The sequence below is a fragment of the Rhizobium laguerreae genome, from assembly GCF_002008165.1.
In the GTDB taxonomy this organism is placed as follows: domain Bacteria; phylum Pseudomonadota; class Alphaproteobacteria; order Rhizobiales; family Rhizobiaceae; genus Rhizobium; species Rhizobium laguerreae.
This window is the reverse complement of sequence record NZ_MRDM01000031.1, coordinates 63,554-81,607: the sequence shown is the minus strand read 5'-3', so window position 1 is coordinate 81,607 and position 18,054 is coordinate 63,554. Positions and strand designations below refer to the sequence as shown.

General features: G+C 61.4%; 19 protein-coding genes. 5 read left to right on the top strand and 14 right to left on the bottom strand.

Features of this window, described 5'->3' with window-relative positions:
* Window positions 1–64 precede the first annotated feature (64 nt).
* Window positions 65–1,120, bottom strand: coding sequence for an agmatinase (gene speB / locus BS630_RS32965; protein ID WP_077980821.1), 1,056 nt, complete (start codon window positions 1,118–1,120; stop codon window positions 65–67).
* 96 nt (window positions 1,121–1,216) lie between these two features.
* Here speB and BS630_RS32960 point away from each other — a divergent pair, with 96 nt between their 5' ends.
* Window positions 1,217–2,380 (top strand): aminotransferase, encoded by a 1,164-nt coding sequence (locus BS630_RS32960; RefSeq protein ID WP_077980820.1) that lies wholly within the window; start codon window positions 1,217–1,219, stop codon window positions 2,378–2,380.
* On the opposite strand, the gene BS630_RS32955 is transcribed toward BS630_RS32960, so the two are convergent.
* The 4 genes from BS630_RS32955 to hutC form a co-directional block, all read right to left on the bottom strand.
* Window positions 2,357–2,896, bottom strand: a complete 540-nt coding sequence (locus BS630_RS32955) for a flavin reductase family protein (RefSeq protein ID WP_025398316.1) — start codon at window positions 2,894–2,896, stop codon at window positions 2,357–2,359. The two genes, BS630_RS32960 and BS630_RS32955, sit on opposite strands and share 24 nt — an antisense overlap.
* Window positions 2,893–4,248 (bottom strand): LLM class flavin-dependent oxidoreductase, encoded by a 1,356-nt coding sequence (locus BS630_RS32950; RefSeq protein WP_077980819.1) that lies wholly within the window; start codon window positions 4,246–4,248, stop codon window positions 2,893–2,895. The genes BS630_RS32955 and BS630_RS32950 overlap by 4 nt, the downstream gene beginning before the upstream one ends.
* 219 nt (window positions 4,249–4,467) lie before the next feature.
* The gene (locus tag BS630_RS32945) at window positions 4,468–5,400 is read right to left on the bottom strand and encodes a LysR family transcriptional regulator (RefSeq protein WP_077980818.1); all 933 of its coding nucleotides are present in this window, start codon (window positions 5,398–5,400) and stop codon (window positions 4,468–4,470) included.
* A gap of 29 nt (window positions 5,401–5,429) precedes the next feature.
* Window positions 5,430–6,137 carry a histidine utilization transcriptional repressor HutC gene (gene hutC / locus BS630_RS32940; RefSeq protein WP_077980817.1) on the bottom strand — a complete coding sequence of 236 codons (708 nt, stop codon included), beginning with the start codon at window positions 6,135–6,137 and terminating at the stop codon, window positions 5,430–5,432.
* Window positions 6,138–6,363: 226 nt separating this feature from the next.
* Between hutC and BS630_RS32935 the strand changes: the two genes are divergently transcribed.
* The 4 genes from BS630_RS32935 (at window position 6,364) to BS630_RS32920 (ending at window position 9,384) form a co-directional block, all read left to right on the top strand.
* Window positions 6,364–7,191, top strand: coding sequence for a transporter substrate-binding domain-containing protein (locus BS630_RS32935; RefSeq protein ID WP_025398320.1), 828 nt, complete (start codon window positions 6,364–6,366; stop codon window positions 7,189–7,191).
* 98 nt (window positions 7,192–7,289) lie between these two features.
* Entirely contained in the window at window positions 7,290–7,931 is a 642-nt protein-coding gene (locus BS630_RS32930; RefSeq protein WP_077980816.1) for an amino acid ABC transporter permease, read from the top strand.
* Window positions 7,928–8,596 (top strand): amino acid ABC transporter permease, encoded by a 669-nt coding sequence (locus BS630_RS32925; RefSeq protein ID WP_025398322.1) that lies wholly within the window; start codon window positions 7,928–7,930, stop codon window positions 8,594–8,596. The genes BS630_RS32930 and BS630_RS32925 overlap by 4 nt, the downstream gene beginning before the upstream one ends.
* Window positions 8,593–9,384 (top strand): amino acid ABC transporter ATP-binding protein, encoded by a 792-nt coding sequence (locus tag BS630_RS32920; RefSeq protein ID WP_077980815.1) that lies wholly within the window; start codon window positions 8,593–8,595, stop codon window positions 9,382–9,384. Before BS630_RS32925 ends, BS630_RS32920 begins: the two co-directional genes overlap by 4 nt.
* Window positions 9,385–9,435: 51 nt before the next feature.
* Here the strand turns inward: BS630_RS32920 and BS630_RS32915 are convergent, their stop codons facing one another.
* Genes BS630_RS32915 through BS630_RS32875 form a run of 9 tightly spaced genes read right to left on the bottom strand, consistent with a single transcriptional unit; the run spans window position 9,436 to window position 18,000 of the window.
* Entirely contained in the window at window positions 9,436–9,789 is a 354-nt protein-coding gene (locus BS630_RS32915; RefSeq protein WP_077980814.1) for a cupin domain-containing protein, read from the bottom strand.
* Window positions 9,782–10,450 (bottom strand): cysteine hydrolase family protein, encoded by a 669-nt coding sequence (locus BS630_RS32910; RefSeq protein WP_077980813.1) that lies wholly within the window; start codon window positions 10,448–10,450, stop codon window positions 9,782–9,784. The genes BS630_RS32915 and BS630_RS32910 overlap by 8 nt, the downstream gene beginning before the upstream one ends.
* Window positions 10,450–12,000, bottom strand: coding sequence for an ABC transporter ATP-binding protein (locus BS630_RS32905; protein WP_077980812.1), 1,551 nt, complete (start codon window positions 11,998–12,000; stop codon window positions 10,450–10,452). Before BS630_RS32905 ends, BS630_RS32910 begins: the two co-directional genes overlap by 1 nt.
* A 1-nt stretch (window position 12,001) precedes the next feature.
* A complete protein-coding gene (gene atzD / locus BS630_RS32900) occupies window positions 12,002–13,057 on the bottom strand; it encodes a cyanuric acid amidohydrolase (RefSeq protein ID WP_077980811.1) in 1,056 nt (351 codons plus the stop codon).
* Window positions 13,057–13,758 carry a biuret amidohydrolase gene (gene biuH / locus BS630_RS32895; RefSeq protein ID WP_077980810.1) on the bottom strand — a complete coding sequence of 234 codons (702 nt, stop codon included), beginning with the start codon at window positions 13,756–13,758 and terminating at the stop codon, window positions 13,057–13,059. Before biuH ends, atzD begins: the two co-directional genes overlap by 1 nt.
* An 11-nt stretch (window positions 13,759–13,769) precedes the next feature.
* Window positions 13,770–14,786: a formamidase gene (locus tag BS630_RS32890; RefSeq protein WP_077980809.1), complete on the bottom strand. Its 1,017-nt coding sequence runs from the start codon at window positions 14,784–14,786 to the stop codon at window positions 13,770–13,772.
* A 12-nt stretch (window positions 14,787–14,798) separates the two neighbouring features.
* Window positions 14,799–15,725, bottom strand: a complete 927-nt coding sequence (locus BS630_RS32885) for an ABC transporter permease (protein WP_077980808.1) — start codon at window positions 15,723–15,725, stop codon at window positions 14,799–14,801.
* Complete coding sequence (locus BS630_RS32880) at window positions 15,725–16,852, bottom strand: ABC transporter permease (RefSeq protein ID WP_077980807.1); 1,128 nt, start codon at window positions 16,850–16,852, stop codon at window positions 15,725–15,727. Before BS630_RS32880 ends, BS630_RS32885 begins: the two co-directional genes overlap by 1 nt.
* Window positions 16,853–16,872: 20 nt before the next feature.
* Complete coding sequence (locus BS630_RS32875; RefSeq protein ID WP_077980806.1) at window positions 16,873–18,000, bottom strand: BMP family ABC transporter substrate-binding protein; 1,128 nt, start codon at window positions 17,998–18,000, stop codon at window positions 16,873–16,875.
* Window positions 18,001–18,054: the final 54 nt, after the last annotated feature.

The window sequence follows — 18,054 nt, the reverse complement described above, 5'->3', positions numbered from 1 at the left end:
TTTGCGCGAACGACATGGTCTTGGCCCATCCGGTCAATTGCCAGAGATGACCGAGAGGTCGGCCTCAGCGTTTGCCGATCGAGGGACTAAACACCATGAGGCTCAGGATCTCAAAGAGCACCTGTGCTGCGGCGTGTGCTGTGTTGGTCGTTGCGTCATATTGCGGGGCAACTTCGACGACGTCACCACCCACCAGGTTGATCCCTTTCAGCCCGCGTATCAGTTCAAGGACTTCACGTGTGGTCAATCCACCGACCTCGGGCGTGCCCGTGCCGGGCGCAAAGCTCGGATCGAGGCTGTCGACGTCGAAGGAAAGATAGGTCGGGCCGTCGCCGACGATGGATTTTGCCTTGGCAATGACGGCCGCAATCCCCATTCCGCTGATCTCCTCTGCGTGGATCACGGTCATTCCCGACGCATAGGAGAATTCCCATAAATATTCCGCCGAACCACGGATGCCGATCTGGATCGTCCTTGTCGGATCGAGCGCGCCGTCCAGCACCGCATTGCGGAACGGCCCGCCGTGATGAAACTTCGTCTGATCGAAGGCGCCGCTTGTATCGCAATGAGCATCGATATGAATGAGGCCGACCGGCTGCTGCCGACCGATGGCCTTCAAAATCGGGTGGCTGATGGAATGGTCGCCTCCGACGGAAAGCGGGGCCACGCCGGCATCGACGATCTGGCCGATGCGCATTTCGATGTCGTCGTGGCTGAGTTCCAGCCGGTAACGGCTTTGGAACGATACGTCGCCAATGTCGGCGACCCGAAGATCGAAGACCGGCGCCGTGGCGAGGACGTGATTGTAGGGGCCGATCCTTTCGATGGCGCGAAGTGCTCTTGGTCCAAATCGCGAGCCTGGACGATTGGTGACGCCAAGATCCATGGGGATTCCGGTGATTGCAACCTGGAGATTGCCGAAATCCGGATCATCGGCCGCGACCGGCATGTAAGGCGCGCTGAGAAAGGTCGGTATTCCGGCATAGGGCGCGAGTCTCGTGCCGTTCTTGGAGATGATCTTCTCCGCCACTTTCCGAAACTTCTCGTCGAATATCTCGCCGCCATTGGCATCTGCAAATTCTGCGCGCAGCTGTTCGAGCCGCGTTTGGTCCCACACCATATGCATGTGTCTCCGCTTCAGGTCCGTCTCGTCAGACAAAGAGGTTGAGAAAGCAATTGGTATCGTTGTAGCAATCAGTATCAAAGAGAAATCGATATGATCGCTGCAAAACCCAACTCGCTCGTTGCCCGCCTCTCTGCCCCGCCCATTCCTTCCGTCGTCGCCTGGAGCCGCGAATACAAGGGGGAAAAAGGGCCGCTCATCGATCTGTCGCAAGCCGTTCCCGGCTATCCCGCGCATCCGGAGATGCTTCGGCTTCTTGCCGAGGCGGCCGGACAACAGGCGATGACGGGTTACGGGCCGATCGAGGGTGAACCTTTATTGCGCAAGGCCTACGCGGCTCACGTTGCCGAGCTTTACGGTGCCGCCCTTTCCGCCGGCAATATTCATATTACCGCCGGCTGCAATCAGGCGTTCATGTGTGCGGCAATCGCGCTTGCGGGCGCCGGCGATACGGTCGCGCTGACCAATCCCTTCTATTTCAATCACGACACGACGCTATCGATGCTGGGAATCGGGCGCCGGTTAGTCGATTGCGACCCCGCTGGCGGCTTTCTTCCCGATCCGGGTTCAGCCGAGGCAGCCCTTGCGGCGGGCGCGAAGGTGCTTGCCGTCGTGACACCCAATAATCCCACCGGAGCGGTGTATCCACCAAGCCTGCTTCACGAGCTTTTTGTGCTTTGCCGGAAGTATGGCGCCTGGCTGATCCTCGATGAAACCTATCGCGATTTCCTTGGCGAGGATGACGGACGGCCGCACTCTCTTCTCTCCGAGCCGGGCTGGGAGGAGACGCTCGTCCTTCTCTACAGCTTTTCGAAATCCTTCTGCATTCCCGGTCATCGACTGGGCGCGATCACGGCAGGGCCCAAACTCATCACCGAAATCGCCAAGGTGATGGACAATATGCAGATCTGCGCGCCGCGGTCGGCTCAGATCGCCGTTGCATCGGCGATCCCAGCGCTCGCCGACTGGCGGGCCGGCAACCGGCTGGAGATCGCTCGCCGGGCGGAGGCGTTGAGGCAGGTTTTTTCCGGGCTGCCGGATTGGCAGATCGGAGCAATCGGCGCCTACTTCGCTTTTGTCCGTCATCCTCACGCCGATCGATCGTCTTCCGAGGTTGCCGAAAAACTTGCCAAGGAATCCGGCATCGTCTGTTTACCCGGCGGCTATTTCGGGGAGGGGCAGGAGCGCTACCTCAGACTTGCTTTTGCCAATGCGGATGTCGCCTCGATAGGACTATTGTCCGAGCGCCTTCGCTAGACCCTTTTGATCAACCTCCGCCGGAAGTTCATGATAGCCGCCGCGCCAATATAGCAGCGGCCCTATGCCCTGCCGGATTTCCATCGCGCAGACATGTCCGACCAAAATAGCGTGGGAATTGTAGTGGAATGCGGTTTCGAGCTTGCAGTCCAGGACCGTCAGGGCATTTTCAAGGGCCGCCGCGCCGGTCTTGAGGCGATACCATCCCGCATCGCCGTAGCGTTCGGCGCCCTTTCGCCCGTCAAGACCGGCAAAGGATTGCGCCACCTGCTGCTGGTCGGCGGCGAGCACGTTAACGCAGAAGCAGCCGTACCGCTGCAACGCCGGCCATGAGGAAGATGCTCGGTTGACGCTGACGATGACGGACGGCAACTCCGCCGAAAGCGAGGAGACCGACGTTGCCGTGAAGCCGGTGCGGTGTTGCCCGTCGCCGACCGTAATCACGCTGACGGCACCCGCCAGATGACGCATCGAAAGCTTGAAGTCCGCTTCGCTGATCAGAGCCTCGACACTCATCGGGCCGGCTCTTTCGTTTTGACAAAGCGGTTGACAGGCATTGAAAGGCCGAGGTTCTCGCGCAAGGTCTTGCCCTCATATTCCTCACGGAACAACCCGCGGCGGCGAAGCTCCGGCAGGACCAGCCGCACGAAGTCGTCGAGGCTGGACGGCAAGGTGGGGAACATCAGGATGAAGCCGTCGGCGGCGCGCGTCTCGAACCATTCCTCCATGAAGTCGGCAATCTGGGCCGGCGTCCCCGTCATGCCATTTCCGGTATGCTTCTCGGCATAGTGCCGGATAAGTTCGCCGACGGTGCGGCCGCTTCTGACGAAATCGACCAACTCGTCGAACAAGGCGCGTGATCCCTTCGGCGCCGCCGGCAGCCGATCCATGGGGAAGGGCTTGTCGAGAGCGACATCGCGCAGGTCCGCTTCCAGGAATTCGGAGAGCATCAGCCGGCCGACATCTGGATGCATCTTGTCGATCAGATAGTCCACCTTCGCCTTTGCCTCGGCTTCGGTTTCACCGACGTTGATGACGATGCCCGGCATGATTTTCAGGTCGTCGGGATCGCGCCCATGGGCGGGCATCCGGCGTTTGACGTTTTCGTAAAAGGCCCGGTTCCGGTCGATATTCGATGCGAGGCTGAAGACGATCTCGGCCGTGCGCGCCGCCATGTCCATTCCGGGTTCCGAACCGCCCGCCTGGGCAATCACGGGGCGGCCCTGGGGCGTCCGCGCGATGTTGAGGGGACCGCGAACCTGGAAGTGCTTGCCTTTGTGATTGAGCGTGTGGTGCTTGTCCTTGTCATAGTAGACACCGTTTTCGCGGTCGAGAAGCAGCGCGCCTTCCTCGAAGCTGTCCCAGAGGCCGAATACGACATCGACGAACTCGTTGCCGCGTTCGTAACGCAATGCATGCGGGTCGAGCCCCTCGCGATTGAAGTTGTAGCCGGTTTCATCGTGATCGGAGGTAACGACATTCCAGCAGACGCGCCCCTTGCTCAAATGGTCGATCGAGGCGAACAGGCGCGCGACATTGTATGGCTCGTAGTAACTCGTCGAGACCGTCGCCACGAGACCGAGATCGTTGGTGGTGACGGCCAGAGCCGAAAGCAGCGAGAGCGGTTCGAAACGGTTCATCTTGGTCGGGATGCGGGCAAGCGCCTTCGGATCGCCGACGGCGGCGGCAGGAGAATCCGCCATGAACATGAAATCGAATTTGGCCGCCTCCGATCGTTTGGCGACATCGAGCAGATGAGCGAAGTCGTTGGCGCCGTTGACGTCACTTTCCGGATGCAGCCAGGAGGCGGGATGAAAGCCGAACGTATAGACGAAAGTCCCGAGTTTCATCTTGTCAGTTCGCGCCATCGAGCTCTCCTGCTATGTCGGCCACGCCGCCAACGGTGGGGGGCGACTGCGCAAATTATCGCCAGGCGCAATTTTTCATCAACATCGCGCAGCTGAGTTCCGTTTTAGTTTTTCTAAAGTATCGGCTTACAGTGCCGCGCGTCTTTTCTGACGCGCAAAGGACGCTGTAACATTTTTGAATCGGTGCATAATTTCTCAAATCGATTCCGATTTGAGAAATTATCCAGCAGGCGCGGACGCCAGGGCCTGCTGACGGGAAATAGCAATGAGCCAATCGCGGAATTCGCGCCCGTAGGGCTTCTGCAAGGCCGCCCGATCCCAGGCGAGAAAATAGCTTTCCCGCAGAGCAATGCGCAGGTCGACGGGAATGACGAGCGTTTGCGCCTCGAGCTCATCTGATATCATCGACATCTGCGCGAGAACGACACCGCGCTTGTTGACGGCGGCGTCAATCGCACTGCTCGACAGGGTGAAGGAGAGGCCCGGCGTTGCCGCATCGAAGGAGACCCCGGCCTTGGCGGCAAACTCCGCCCAACTCGGGTAGGGAGTGAAGTGCCGTTCCCACTCGACATGGAGGAGGGGCTGTTCGAAGAGATCGCGCGCCGCATGCGCGCGATCCCGCATCAGCGCCGGCGAACAGGCAGGCACCACCCAATCGCGAAACAGTTCGGTATAATGTTCGTGCTGCAGCACGTCCGATCCGTAGCTGACGCGGAAATCAACATCGTCGAAGCCGATCCGGGGCTCCTTATCGCGTCCGATAATTCTCACTGGAACGTCGGGATGAAGCGCCTGCCAGTCGAAGATGCGCCTGCCGATCCATTTGTTGACAACGGAGGAAAGCGCACTGAGCACCAGCGCCGTCTCGTTGCGCGCCTTTTCCAACAATTGCCCGGCGAGCGCAAATTGCTCGAACCCCTTCGATATCTCCTGATGGTAGAGCCGGCCCCAGGCGGTCAGCTCGACGGTTCGTCCGCTGCGCTCCAGAAGCGAAATTCCAAGAAAGCTTTCGATCTTGCGGATCTGCTGGCTGATGGCCCCCGGCGACACCTTGAGCTCGAGGGCTGCCGCCGTCACGCCGCCGCAGCGCCCCACCGCCTCGAACGCCTGCAAACTTTTCAGCGGGATCGCCTTGAAGCGCTCATCGGTCACTTACGGAGCCTCTCGTGATTTTTGCCAGCTCAAATTGCCGTCGGGTGAAACGTCCCTGCAAATTGGAAGCGATCGCCTGGATGGGTAATCTCGACATATGTCACCGTGCGCCCGTTCTGCCAGGTCTGGCGGATCAGGCTCAGGCAGGCCTCGCCCCTCTCCGTCTGCAGGATCCGGGCCGTCACGGTATCGGCCGAGACGGCACGAATGACATGTTTGGCCTTGGACCAGGGGACCTGCTCAAGCAGCCATTTGCCGGGCGGGATCGAGGCGAAGCTCTCTTCTCTCGCCCGTGGCACGGCATCGAGCATGATGATCCGCCGCTCGATGGCATTCGGTCTGCCATCGACGATATGCAGGCATTGAAGCCTGAGGACTTCTGCATCGGGAGGCTCCGACAGCTGCTGCGCCTCCGCCTCTCCAAGGCGCTCGACCGTGCGGGCGAGGATTTCGAAGCGGTGTTCGTGCCCGGCCAGTTCCGCTTCGGTGCTGATATCCTGGATATCCATCACGGTGCGGTCGATCTGGGGCGATGCGACAAACGAACCGGTCTTTCGCCGCCTGACGATCATGCCGCGTTCGGCCAGCGCCGACAGCGCCTTGCTGACCGTCATGCGCGAACACCGATATTCGGTCACCAGCTCGTGCTCGACGGGAATGCGGTCGCCGGGCCGCCAATCACCGCTGATGATCTTCGTCTCGATATCCGTGAAAATACGCTGGTAAATCGACACCAAGTCCGCACCTCATCCGGCGTCAGCGATCACAAATGCGGAACAGCACGCCAGCGAGATCGACGCCATCCGGCACAAATTTTGCGTTCCTCGTCTTTTACATTGACACTCTAGGCCAGCCTATATCTATTTGTATAGTCAAAAGCGGAGCATAGAAATCCGTGCCGAGGAAAATCGAAGTCGGGAACAAAACTCCTCCGCCGGGGGAATAAAAACTGGAGAGATGATCATGAAGGCACATTCACTGCTGAAGGGTCTGGTCGGCGCTGCGTTCCTCATCGGAGCAGCCGTTTCCGCCCATGCAGCCGACACGCTGGCAGCCGTCAAGGCAGCCGGCACCCTCAAGGTTGGCACCGAAACGGCTTTCGCACCGTTCGACTATATCGACGCCGGTGAACACACAGGCCTGAACGTCGACCTCTTTGCCGAGATCGGCAAGGAACTCGGCGTCAAGATCGAGTGGGTGGCGCTTCCCTGGGATGGCGTCTTCCCGGCGCTTGAGGCCGGCAAGTTCGATGTCGTCGCAGGTCCTGCGACGATCACCAAGAAGCGCTTGGAGCGCTATCGCTTCACGCCGCCGATCGCCGAAGCGACAATTGCGATCCTGAAGAAGGCCGGCGATACGACGATCAGCAAGCCGGAAGATATTGCCGGCAAGAAGATCGGCGTCGGCAAGGCAACTGCTCAGCTCGACCAGTTGAAGGAATTCTCCGAGACGCTACCGACCACGGTCGATGTGCGCGAATATCCCGCCTTTACCGAATCCTACGCCGATCTTGCAGCCGGCCGCATTGCCGGCGTTGCCAATTCGCTGCCCAATATCGCCTTCGTCGCCAGCCAGCGAAAGGGCACGTTCGAAGTCGTCCAGCCGCCATTTGGCAAGAAGTCCTATTTCGGCTTCATCGGCCTCAAGGATGCCGATCATGCGCCTCTGATGGACGCGATCGATGCCGCGATGCTCAAGATCAAGGCAGATGGACGCATGGCTGAGCTGCAGAAGAAGTGGTTCGGTGCATCTTTTGATACACCTGATGCTGTCAAGGACCCGGCATTCTGATTAGCTGCCGGTGAAACGAACGCGCCCCGCCCGTGGTTGGGGCGCAATCCGCCGTGGCATCGGAGTTCACGGCCGCAGCGCCCAGGCAAATACCGTCCATGTCCATCAAACTTTTCGAACTGCTTCTGCAAGCCGCGATCTACACGGTGACGATCAGCGTGGTTTCTATCCTGATCGGCTTTGCGATCGCCATCATCGTTTCCGCCATGCTGCTGTCGCGGCAACGGCTCCTGGCGCTGCAGGCGCGGATTTTCATCAGTTTCTTTCGTGGCGTGCCGCTGCTGGTGCAACTGCTGTTAATCTATAACCTGCTGCCGGCGATCGGCATCAACGTGCCGAGCATCGTTGCGGCCATCATTGGTCTTTCGCTGTGTACCGCTGCCTATCAGGCTGAAAATCTGCGCGGCGGATTTTCCAGTGTTCCGACTGGCCTTGTCGAGTCTGGCGAAATGGTCGGCATGACACCCGTTCAGATCTTCCGCCGCATCAAGGCGCCGATCGCCCTGCGCCTGACCTTTCCGGCGCTCGTCAACGAAGCAATCCTTATCCTGAAAGCGTCTTCGCTGGTCTCGGTCGTCGGGGTCGTCGAGTTGACGCGCATGGCCCAGGACCTTGCGGGCAGTACCTTCCTGCCGCTCGAGATTTTCGCTTCCGCCGGGCTCATCTATCTCGTCATCAATTGGATCGTTGCCCTTGCGGGCGGCCTGATCGAACGCTCCCTGCCTGGAGTGCCGCGATGACCTTCGACATCAATGTGATCTTCAGCAACTTGCCGGAAATCCTCAGCGGTGCATGGGTCACCATCATCATCTGGATCATCACCACCCCGGCCGCTGCCGTGCTCGGCTTCCTTGTCGCCGTCGCCAGACGTTTTGGCGGGGTGATCCTGGACAAGGCGTTCGGCATTGTCATCGCGGTGCTCCGCGGCACGCCCTTCCTGATTCAGATATTCCTCGTCTACTACGGCGGGCCATTCGTCGGATTGTCTCTCGATCCGATCCCGGCAGGCGTCATCGGCCTTTCCATCTACGGCGCGGCTTATTTCAGTGAGATATTCCGCTCGGGCTTTGCCGCCGTCCCGAAGGGACATATCGAAGCCGGGATATGCGTTGGCCTGACGCAAGGACAGATTATCCGACGCATATTGCTGCCGGAGATGACCATGCTGGTGTTGCCGCCTTCGGTCAACATGACGATCATCCTCATGAAGGAGACGGCCGTGCTATCCATCATCACCGTGCCGGAGTTGACGGCGACGCTGAGCGCCATCGGCTCGCAGCAATATGCTTTCGTCGAAGCGCTCTTCGTGCTCGCCCTGTTCTACTGGGCCTTGGTCGAAATCACCGGATGGCTCGGTCATCTCGCCGAAACGAAACTCACCAGATTCAGGTTTTTCAACATATGAGCGTTCCTGCGATCGCAGTCAAAAATCTCGTCAAGACCTTCGGCGGCTCCACCGTGCTGCACGGCATCGACCTCGATATCGTTCAGGGGCAGGTTTCCTGCGTCATCGGCCCGTCGGGTTCCGGCAAGAGTACGCTGCTGCGCTGTATGGCCTTTCTCGAGGAATCGACCGAGGGGACTATTACCGTCAATGGCGAGGTGCTTGGCTTTGCGGAAAACGCCAAGGGCGTCCGTGAGCGGGTGCCGGCGGCGGTGAACCGGCGGATCCGATCACAGATCGGCATGGTTTTTCAGCAGTTCAATCTCTGGCCGCATATGACGGCGCTCGGCAATGTCAGCGAAGCGCTGAAGACCGTTCACAAGATGGGCCGTAAGGATGCCGAGGAGCGGGCAATGGCCCAGCTCGTCAAGGTCGGCCTGGCGGGCAGGGCAAGGCACTATCCGTCGCAGCTCTCGGGAGGGCAGCAACAGCGCGTCGCTATTGCCCGGGCGCTTGCCCTCAACCCAAAGATCATGCTCTTTGACGAGCCGACGTCGTCACTCGATCCTGAGTTGACCGGCGAAGTGCTGAACGTCATGCGCGATCTCGCCGCCGAGGGCATGACGATGGTCGTAGTCTCCCACGAGATCGGATTTGCCGCAACGGTCGGCCAGCAGATCGTCTTTCTCGATCACGGCAAGGTGCTGTTCACCGGTCCGCCGCAGGAAGTCTTCAAGCGACCGAGAAACCCCCGGCTCGAGCAATTCCTGGATACCTATATCGATCGCGGAGCCTCGATGCTGCTGTGACGTTCATGTCCTTGTGGATCGTCGGGCCAATCTCCAAGGCGGTTGCCGGGTTCAGGCAATCTCCTCTTCGAGTATTTTCACGGGCCGGTCCCACTGGATGAGCACGATACAGCCGGTCTCGCTCCAGACCGAGTGTTCGCTGCCCGGCGCGTTGACGATGTAACTGCCGCTGGCGTAATCGCCCGTCTCGTCGGATTGAACGCCATCGAGCACCAGGATGGTCTCGAGCCCCTCGTGGCGATGGCGGGGAACAGAGGCGCCGGGCTCATATTTCAACAGCGCCACGCCTGGCTGATCGCCTTCGAAGGGGCGGATCCAGTGAATGGTGACAGCATCGCGGAAAGGGCCGAATTCCAACTCCTTCCAGCCGCCTGACGTCAGGCGTTCGTGGGTCGTTTCAGGCATGGGCGATGCTTTCCAGAATGTCGTCGACATGGGCGGTCCAGCCAACGATCGCGCCCTGGGCACGGATCATGGCAATGGCTGCGGCTTTGAATTCGGGGAAATAGCTTTCCGTTGCCTCCTCGGCGAGAAGACATTCATAGCCGCGGTCGTTTGCTTCGCGCATCGTCGTTTGCACGCAGACTTCGGTGGTGACACCGGCAAAGACGAGCTGCTTGATGCCCTTCTGCTGCAGCACGGTGCCGAGTTCGGTCGCATAGAAGGCGCCCTTGCCGGGTTTTTCGATGACGACCTCGCCCTTCACGGGAGCCAGTTCCGGAAGAATTGCCGTGCCGGGTTCGCCCGAGATCAGGATGCGGCCCATCGGGCCCTCGTCGCCGATCCTGAGCGAAGGATTGCCGCGGTCGCGTTTGGCCGGCGGCAAGTCGGAGAGATCAGGCCGGTGGCACTCCATCGTATGGATCACAGGCAGGCCGGCATTGCGGAAGCCCTGGATCAGGCGTTTGACATCGGGCACGATCCTGGTGATACGGCTGACATCATTGCCGAGGCTGGCACCGAAGCCGCCCGGCTCGGCGAAATCGCGCTGCATGTCGATGACGATGAGGGCGAGCTCATCGTGCTTCACCGGAAAGGCGAAAGGTTCTGCCTTGATCCCCATCATCAATGATGCCCCGCCATGTGGGCGCCGATCACGCCGATATCGGCCGAGCGCGCCGGTGTCTCGTAAACCAGCCTGCCTTCCGAAATGACCATGATGCGGTCGGACATCTCGAGCAGTTCGTCGAGGTCTTCGGAAAGCAGCAGCACGGCGGCACCTAAATTGCGTGCTTTCATGATGCGGGCGCGGATTTCGGCAACGGCCGAGAAATCGAGGCCGAAACAAGGGTTCGAGACGATCAGCAGATCGACCTCGCCCGTCAGTTCGCGGGCGAGCACCGCCCGCTGCACGTTACCGCCCGAAAGCGCTGCGATCGGTGAGGAGGAAGAGGCCGTCTTGACCTTGAAGTCGGAGATCAGCGCCGAGGCACGCTTCTTCATGCTGCCCTTGTTCAGCCAGATCGCGTCCTTGCCGTCCAGCTTCAAGTCGAAGGTGCGGAACGCAAGGTTCTCGCTCACGGTCATCTTGGGTGCGCAGGCATTCTGCAACGGCTCTTCGGGGATGAAACGCACCTTGTTCTTGCGGGTTTCCCCACGGGTGGCGCCGTAAGTCTCGCCATTGACCATGACCTCGCCGCTATCGGTCGGGCGCTGGCCGGCCAGAATTTCCGTCAGCTCCTTCTGGCCGTTACCCGATATGCCGGCGATGCCGACGATCTCGCCGGCGCGGACCGTCAGCGCGTCGATCTCGATCGTCTTCAGGCCGGAGCGATCCGGAGCTTTCACCTGGCTTACAGTGAGCACGGATTTGGCCGCTTCCGCCACCGGCAGACGGCTGTCGAGCTCGGCGAGCTTGACGTCGCCGATCATCATCGCCGCCATCTCGGCGGTGGAGAGCTCGCCGACCTTGCCGGTGCCGACCAGCTTGCCGCGCCGCAGGATCGAGACGGCATCAGCGAACTTCGTCACCTCGTGGAACTTGTGGGAAATCATCAGCACGGTGAGCTCGCCGCGCTCGGTCATCCCGCGCACGATGCCGAGCATCTCATCGGCTTCGGCCGGCGTCAGCACCGAGGTCGGCTCGTCGAGCACCAGGAAGGAGCGGCCGAGATAGAGCTGCTTGACGATTTCGAGCTTCTGCTTTTCGCCGGCCGCAAGCTCGCTCACCGGCCTGTCGAGCGGGATCTTGAACGGCATGCGCTCCATGAAACCCGCCAGATCCTTGCGTTCCCTGGCCCAGTTGATCACCGCGGGCACTTCGGTGCGGCTGATGACCAGGTTTTCCGCGCCGGTCAGAGAGGGAACCAGTGTGAAATGCTGGTAGACCATGCCGAGCCCATAGGCCGCGGCATCCTTGGGTGAGGCGACCGCCACCTCGCGGCCATCGACCGACAGCGAGCCTGACGTGGCGTGATAGAAGCCCATGATGCATTTGACGAGCGTCGACTTGCCAGCGCCGTTTTCGCCGAGAAGCGCGTGAAAAGAGCCGGCCGGAACGGCGATCGAAACGTTGTCGAGCGCGGTGAACGAGCCGAAGCGCATGGCCATGCCGAGCGTATCGATGCCGACGGCCTTGCCGGCTTGCGGAAGGGGCGTGTCGCGGACTGTGCTCACTTCATTGCTCCTTTTCGACGATGATGGCGACGGGACCGCCGCCGGGCGGACCCTGGTGTTCGGCGCCGCCGGACACATAGAGATCGGTAATGCCGAAGATGCCGGCGAGAACGCCGCCGACGAAGGCACGGGCATGGCGGGTGCCTGCAATATCCGAGTCATCGAGCATCGTGTGGCGCCTGCCGTCGATCCTGCCGGACGGGTCCGGCTCGGCCTTGGCGAGAACCGCCGCCAGCCGGCTGTTTTCCGGCAGGCGTTCGCGGGCTTTCCTGACGGAATGCGCGTCGATCGCATCCCGCATGACCGCGTGGTCGATCGACAGCGGACCGGACCATTTTGCGCTCATGCCGAGGACGATGATTTCGTGATCGGTGAGTTCGACCCCGGACGAGGTTGAGGCGCAGCGGGAAAAGAGATCGAAACGTGTGCAGATGTCGGCATCGCCGATCGATGTCGCATCTATCTCGCCGAGTGCCACGGCGACGCCGAGAGCCGAAGCGCCGCGCGAGAGGCCCATGGATTTCAGCGTGTCGTGGGTTGCGACCGTCCTGCCTGCTGCCTCGGCCTCGGCAATCCGGCGCGAGGTGAGCAGCGGACACTTGATCTGCACGAAATGGACATCGGCGGGATCATCGATGCCGGCATCCCTCATCGCGGACTTCACGCCTTCGGCAACGAGCAGGATCTGTTCCCGGCGCCCGAGATGTTCGGGGGGCAGCGCGGGGGTACGCGACACACCAATGGCCAGCGCCCGTTCGCCCGGGGTTTCTACGGTTTCACGCGCAAAAACCGTCCAATGCGGCGAGAGCGCCCCCTCGGTGCCGCCGGACATGATGATCGAGACGCCGTCGACGCCATATCTACTGAACAATGTCTCGAAGCTGCGGGTGGCATAACCGCGGGTAAAATCATTGACGCAGCCGTTGCCTTCCGTCTTGCCGAGAACGGCGACGACGTTGTTCGCCTGAAGGCCGCTGGCAAAGAGCGCCTCGACGCCGGCAACGTCATCGGGGCCGTCGGCTGGCACGCGAAAGACATGGGCACGCAATGACGGCATCAGGGCAGCGCCTCGACTAGAGCCACGGAATTGGAGACTGAGCCGAAGACGCCGCCCTGCATCTTCACCATCTTGATGGCGGCGAGGTGGTTTCCGTAGTCGGTCGCACCACAGCAGTCTTCCAGCAGCAGGCATTCGTAGCCGCGATCGTTCGCCTCGCGCATCGTCGTCGAGACGCAGACATCGGTGGTGATTCCCGTGAGGATAATGTTTTCGATGCGCTTCTGGCTGAGGATGAGTTCGAGGTCGGTGGCGCAGAACGAACCCTTGCCGGGCTTGTCGATGATCGTCTCGCCTTCGATCGGGTAGAGTTCGGGGATGATGTCCCAGCCGGGTTCGCCACGCGTCAGGATACGGCCGCAGGGGCCGGGATCGCCGATGCCGGCGCCGATCCGCTGCGAGCGCCAGCGTTTGTTGGCCGGCAGATCGGCGAGGTCGGGGCGGTGGCCCTCGCGGGTATGGATGATGTGGTAGCCCTTGGCCCGCATGGCGGCAAGCACACGTTTGATCGGTTCGATCGGCGCCTGCACCAGCGTCAGGTCGTAGCCCATATGGTCGACATAGCCACCCTTGCCGCAGAAATCGGTCTGCATGTCGATGATGATGAGGGCGGTGTTATCAGGCCGCAGAGCGCCGTTATAAGGCCACGGATACGGATCGGCGTCGATAAAATGTCCTTCGGTTTCGACCATCGCGTCCATGATTCTCTCTCCTATTCCGCGGAAGGTTTGAGGGGTTCGCCGTAGCGGCGCATCGGCTTGTCAAATCCGCAGGACGTGCCGTCCTTGACCTTTATCTCGTCTTCCCATGGCAGGCGGTATTTGCCGGCGACAAGGTCGTGCATGTAGGTGTAAGGCGCATCCTGGGCGCCGCCGGCGACGGCGACATAGCCGCGATGGCCAAACTGGTAGATGTTGTTCTCCACGCCCCAGCCGAGCCGGGCCTCGCGCACCAGGTCAGGGCGCACCTCTGCGGTGATGATCTCGTTGACGCGGCCGGAGGTGCCGTGGGCGATGATCGCGCCGTCGAAATTGCAGATCATGCCTTCGCCCATGGAATCGAAGGTGCCGTCCGAGCCGCACATGCAGACATTGGCTGTAACCATCAGGTTGCAGAAGGCGTTGGCTTGGTTGGTGAAGCGCCAGGCGTCGCGGATCGGCGCCGTGTAGCCGGCCGTGCGGATCATGATTTCGGCGCCCTTATAGGCGCATTCGCGCGCCATCTCCGGGAACATGCCGTCATGGCAGATGATCAGCGCGAGCTTGGCGCCTCGGGGGCCCTCGATGACAGGGATGCCAAGATCGCCGGGCTCCCAGGGCTCGACGGGGATCCACGGATGCATCTTGCGATAATAGAGCTTCAACTCGCCCTGGTCGTCGATGACGATGCCGGAATTATAGGGCATGCCACCGGGATTGAGCTCCATGATCGAGAAGCAGCCCCAGATCCGGTTGTCCCTGCAGGCCTGCTTGAACGCCGCGACCTCCGGCCCGTCGAGCGTGCACATGATCTCCGGATTGATGTCCATGGAGAGGCCGTGCAGCGCGTATTCGGGAAAGACGACGAGGTCCATGCCCGGCTGGTTGCGCCGCGCCTTGGCCACCAGATCGACGATCACCTGCGTCTGTTTTGCCAAGTCCGCTTTGGTGACGGTCACCGGCAGCTGGAGCTGAACGAGGCCGATGCCGACGCCGTGTTCGGATTTGTTGAGACCGCCAAGTCCGTTCATCGGAAAGCTCCGTTATTTCGTGAGCGACAGCGCACCCGGCGCACCGGCGAGCGAGCGGGTGGGCGAGGAGGTGGCGATCAGGATGACGAGGGTGAGCACGTAAGGCGCGGCGTAGAAAAGGTAATAGCCTTGTGTGACGCCGACCGATTGCAGCGCCGGGCCGAGCGCACCAGCGCCGCCGAAAAGCAGGGCAGCGAGGAAACAACCGATCGGGTTCCAGCGGGCGAAGATGACGAGGGCCACGGCCATCAGGCCCTGGCCCGACGAAATGCCTTCGTTCCACGAGCCTGGGTAGTAGAGCGAGAGATAGGCGCCGCCGATTGCCGCCAGCGAACCGCCCACTGCCGTCGCCAGCAGGCGAACCCGGTCCGGATGGATGCCCATGGCCCGGGCCGCGTCGGTGCTGTCGCCGACAACGCGCAGGATCAGGCCGATTCTCGTATTCTTGAAGGCCCAGAACAGGAAGAGGGCAAGTGCCGCGCCGATGAAGAACAGCACGTTGATATTGAGCGCCGCCTGGATCTGCGGAATGTTCGACCAGCCGCCGAGCGGGATCGAGGGCAGTTTCGGCGCCACCGGCTGGATGAAGGATTTGCCGAGGAAAAACGCCATGCCGAGACCAAACTGCATCATGGCGATGCCGATGGCGATGTCGTTGACCTTCGGGAACTTGCAGATCCAACCGTGGATGAGGCCGAAGATCGCGCCCGCCATCATTGCGGCCAGCACGCCGAGGGTCGGTGATCCGGTCATGACGGCCACCGCATAGGCCGTCATGGCGCCGAAGACGAGCGTGCCTTCCAGGCCGAGATTGATGCGGCCGGAGCGTTCGGTGATCGCCTCGCCAAGGCTGACGAAGATGAAGGGGGTGGAAACGCGGATGGCGCCTGCGAAGATCGCCAGCGGCACGCCCCAGATGCCGATGCCTGTCTCTTCCATCAGAGGCTCCTTTTCCAGAGGTCGGGATTGAAGATCTTGAAGCGGCCGTAGAAGGTCTCGCAGAACAGAATGACGATGAAGAGCGTGCCCTGCAGCACCAGAACCGTCGCATCCGGCAGGCCCATGCGCCGCTGGATGAGGCCGCCCGAGGCGTCGATGCCGCCGAGCAGGATCGCCACCGGAATGATCGCCAGCGGATTGTGCCTGGCGAGGAAGGCGACGAGGATGCCGGTATAACCGTAGCCGGCGGCAAGCGAGGCGTTGGCACTTCCCTGCACTGCCGCCACTTCGATCATGCCCGCCAGGCCGGCAAAACTGCCTGCAAGCGCGGTAAATCCGACGATCAGCTTGCCGACCGGCAGTCCCTGGATCTGGGCGGCGCGCACGTTGCCGCCGGCGATGCGGGCGGCAAAACCGTAGCTCGTGGCCTCGATCACGATCCAGGAGACCACACAGGCGAGGATGCCGATGACCAGGCCCCAATGCACGTCCATGCCGGGAATATTGCCGAGCATATATTCCGCCGGCAACGGCCTGGTCGACGGCTTGTTGAGACTTGCCGGATCGCGCAGCAGCCCTTCGACGAACTGGTTCATCAGGGCAATGGCGATATAGGAGAGCAGCAGCGACGAGATGGTTTCGTTGACGCCGCGATAGTGGCGCAGGAAACCGGCAAGGCCGATCCAGATGCCGCCGGCCACCATGGCGGCGATCGCCATCAGGATGAGCGTGAGGAAGACAGGCGCGGTGCCGGCGAGTGGCAGAGCCATGGCTGCGGCGGCAACGCCGCCCAGCACGACCGCTCCTTCCCCGCCGATGATGACGAGGCCGAGACGGGCAGGCAGGGCGACGCAGAGTGCCGTCAGGAGAAGGGGTGCGGCACGACTTAAGCTGTTCTGCACCGAAAACCAGCTGCCGAAGCCGCCGGTGTACATCAGTTGGAAGAGGGTGGCCGGCGACTTGCCGACCGCCAGAATGAAGAGGGAGAAGAGTGCAAGACCGATCAGTATGGCCGCGAGGCCGATGACAACAGGCTCGGCCCGCCGCGCGAACCATTCGAGGACGGGGCGCAGGGAAACCGGTTTTTCCACGATGGCTATTGCGGGATCATTGGCCTCGATGGTCATGGCGCTTCTCCCTTCGCGGTTTACGCCGTGGACCCGACAACGCCCTCGACCAGATAATTCATGCTTTCGAGCTCGATCGCGTCTTCGGCGTAGCTCTTGTCGGCAGCCACGACGGTGTCGCCCTTGTTGTCCTTCAACGGTCCCTTGAAGACCGAGAAGCCGCCCTTCATCATGTCGGCCTGCGTGGCTTCGAAGGCCTTGCGGCCCTCGGCGGACACACCGGGGCCGAGCGCGCTCATCTTCACGAAGCCGTCCTTGAGGCCGCCACGCACGAAGTTGCCGAGCTTTTCGCCGGCCTGCGCCTTCTTGACGAAGTCGCCGTAGACGTTGCCCCAGGCCCATTCGGCGCCGGTGAGGTATTTTTCGGGAGCAAGCGGGCTCTGGTTGGCGTGATAGCCGCAGACGAAGGCGCCGCGGCCGGCAGCCGTCTCGACAACCACTTTGGGGCTGTCGACGTGGCAGGTGATGACGTCGGCGCCCTGGTCGACCAGCGCATTGGTGGCTTCGGCCTCCTTGACGGCGAGCGACCATTCGCCGGTGAAGATCACCTGGCAGGTGATACCAGGATCGACTGCGCGCGCGCCAAGCAGGAAGGCGTTGATATTCTGCAGAACCTGCGGGATCGGCTTTGCGGCGACGAAGCCGATCTTCTTGCTCTTCGTCGCATGGCCGGCGGCAATGCCGTTCAGATACTGGCCCTGGAAGATATAGCCGAAATAGGAGCCCGTATTGGCTGGGTTCTTGCCTTCCTGCCAGAGGCCGCCGCAGTGGCGGAACTGGATGTCGGGATGTTTGGCGGCCACGGCCAGCATATGTGGGTCGAAGTAGCCGAAGGAGGTCGGAAAGAGCAGGGTCGCGCCATCCAGGTTGATCATGGATTCCATCGTCTTCTGGACGTCGACGGTCTCCGGCACGTTCTCTTCTTCGACCAGCGTCACACCCGGCATCGCCTTGATGACGGCCGCACCTTCGGCATGCGCTTGGTTATAGCCGTAGTCGTCCTTGGGGCCGACATAGATGAAGCCGACGGTCAACGCGGTCTGGGCTGCGGCGGAGGAGGCGATCAGGCCCGGCATGGCGCCGGCAAGCGCACCGGCAGCGGAAGCCTGGAGGAAATTGCGGCGGTTCATGGAAAGGAGTTTGGTCATCGGAAATGCTCCTTGCGGCGCTGGGCCGATTGTGAACGGGTACAGAAAAGTGCA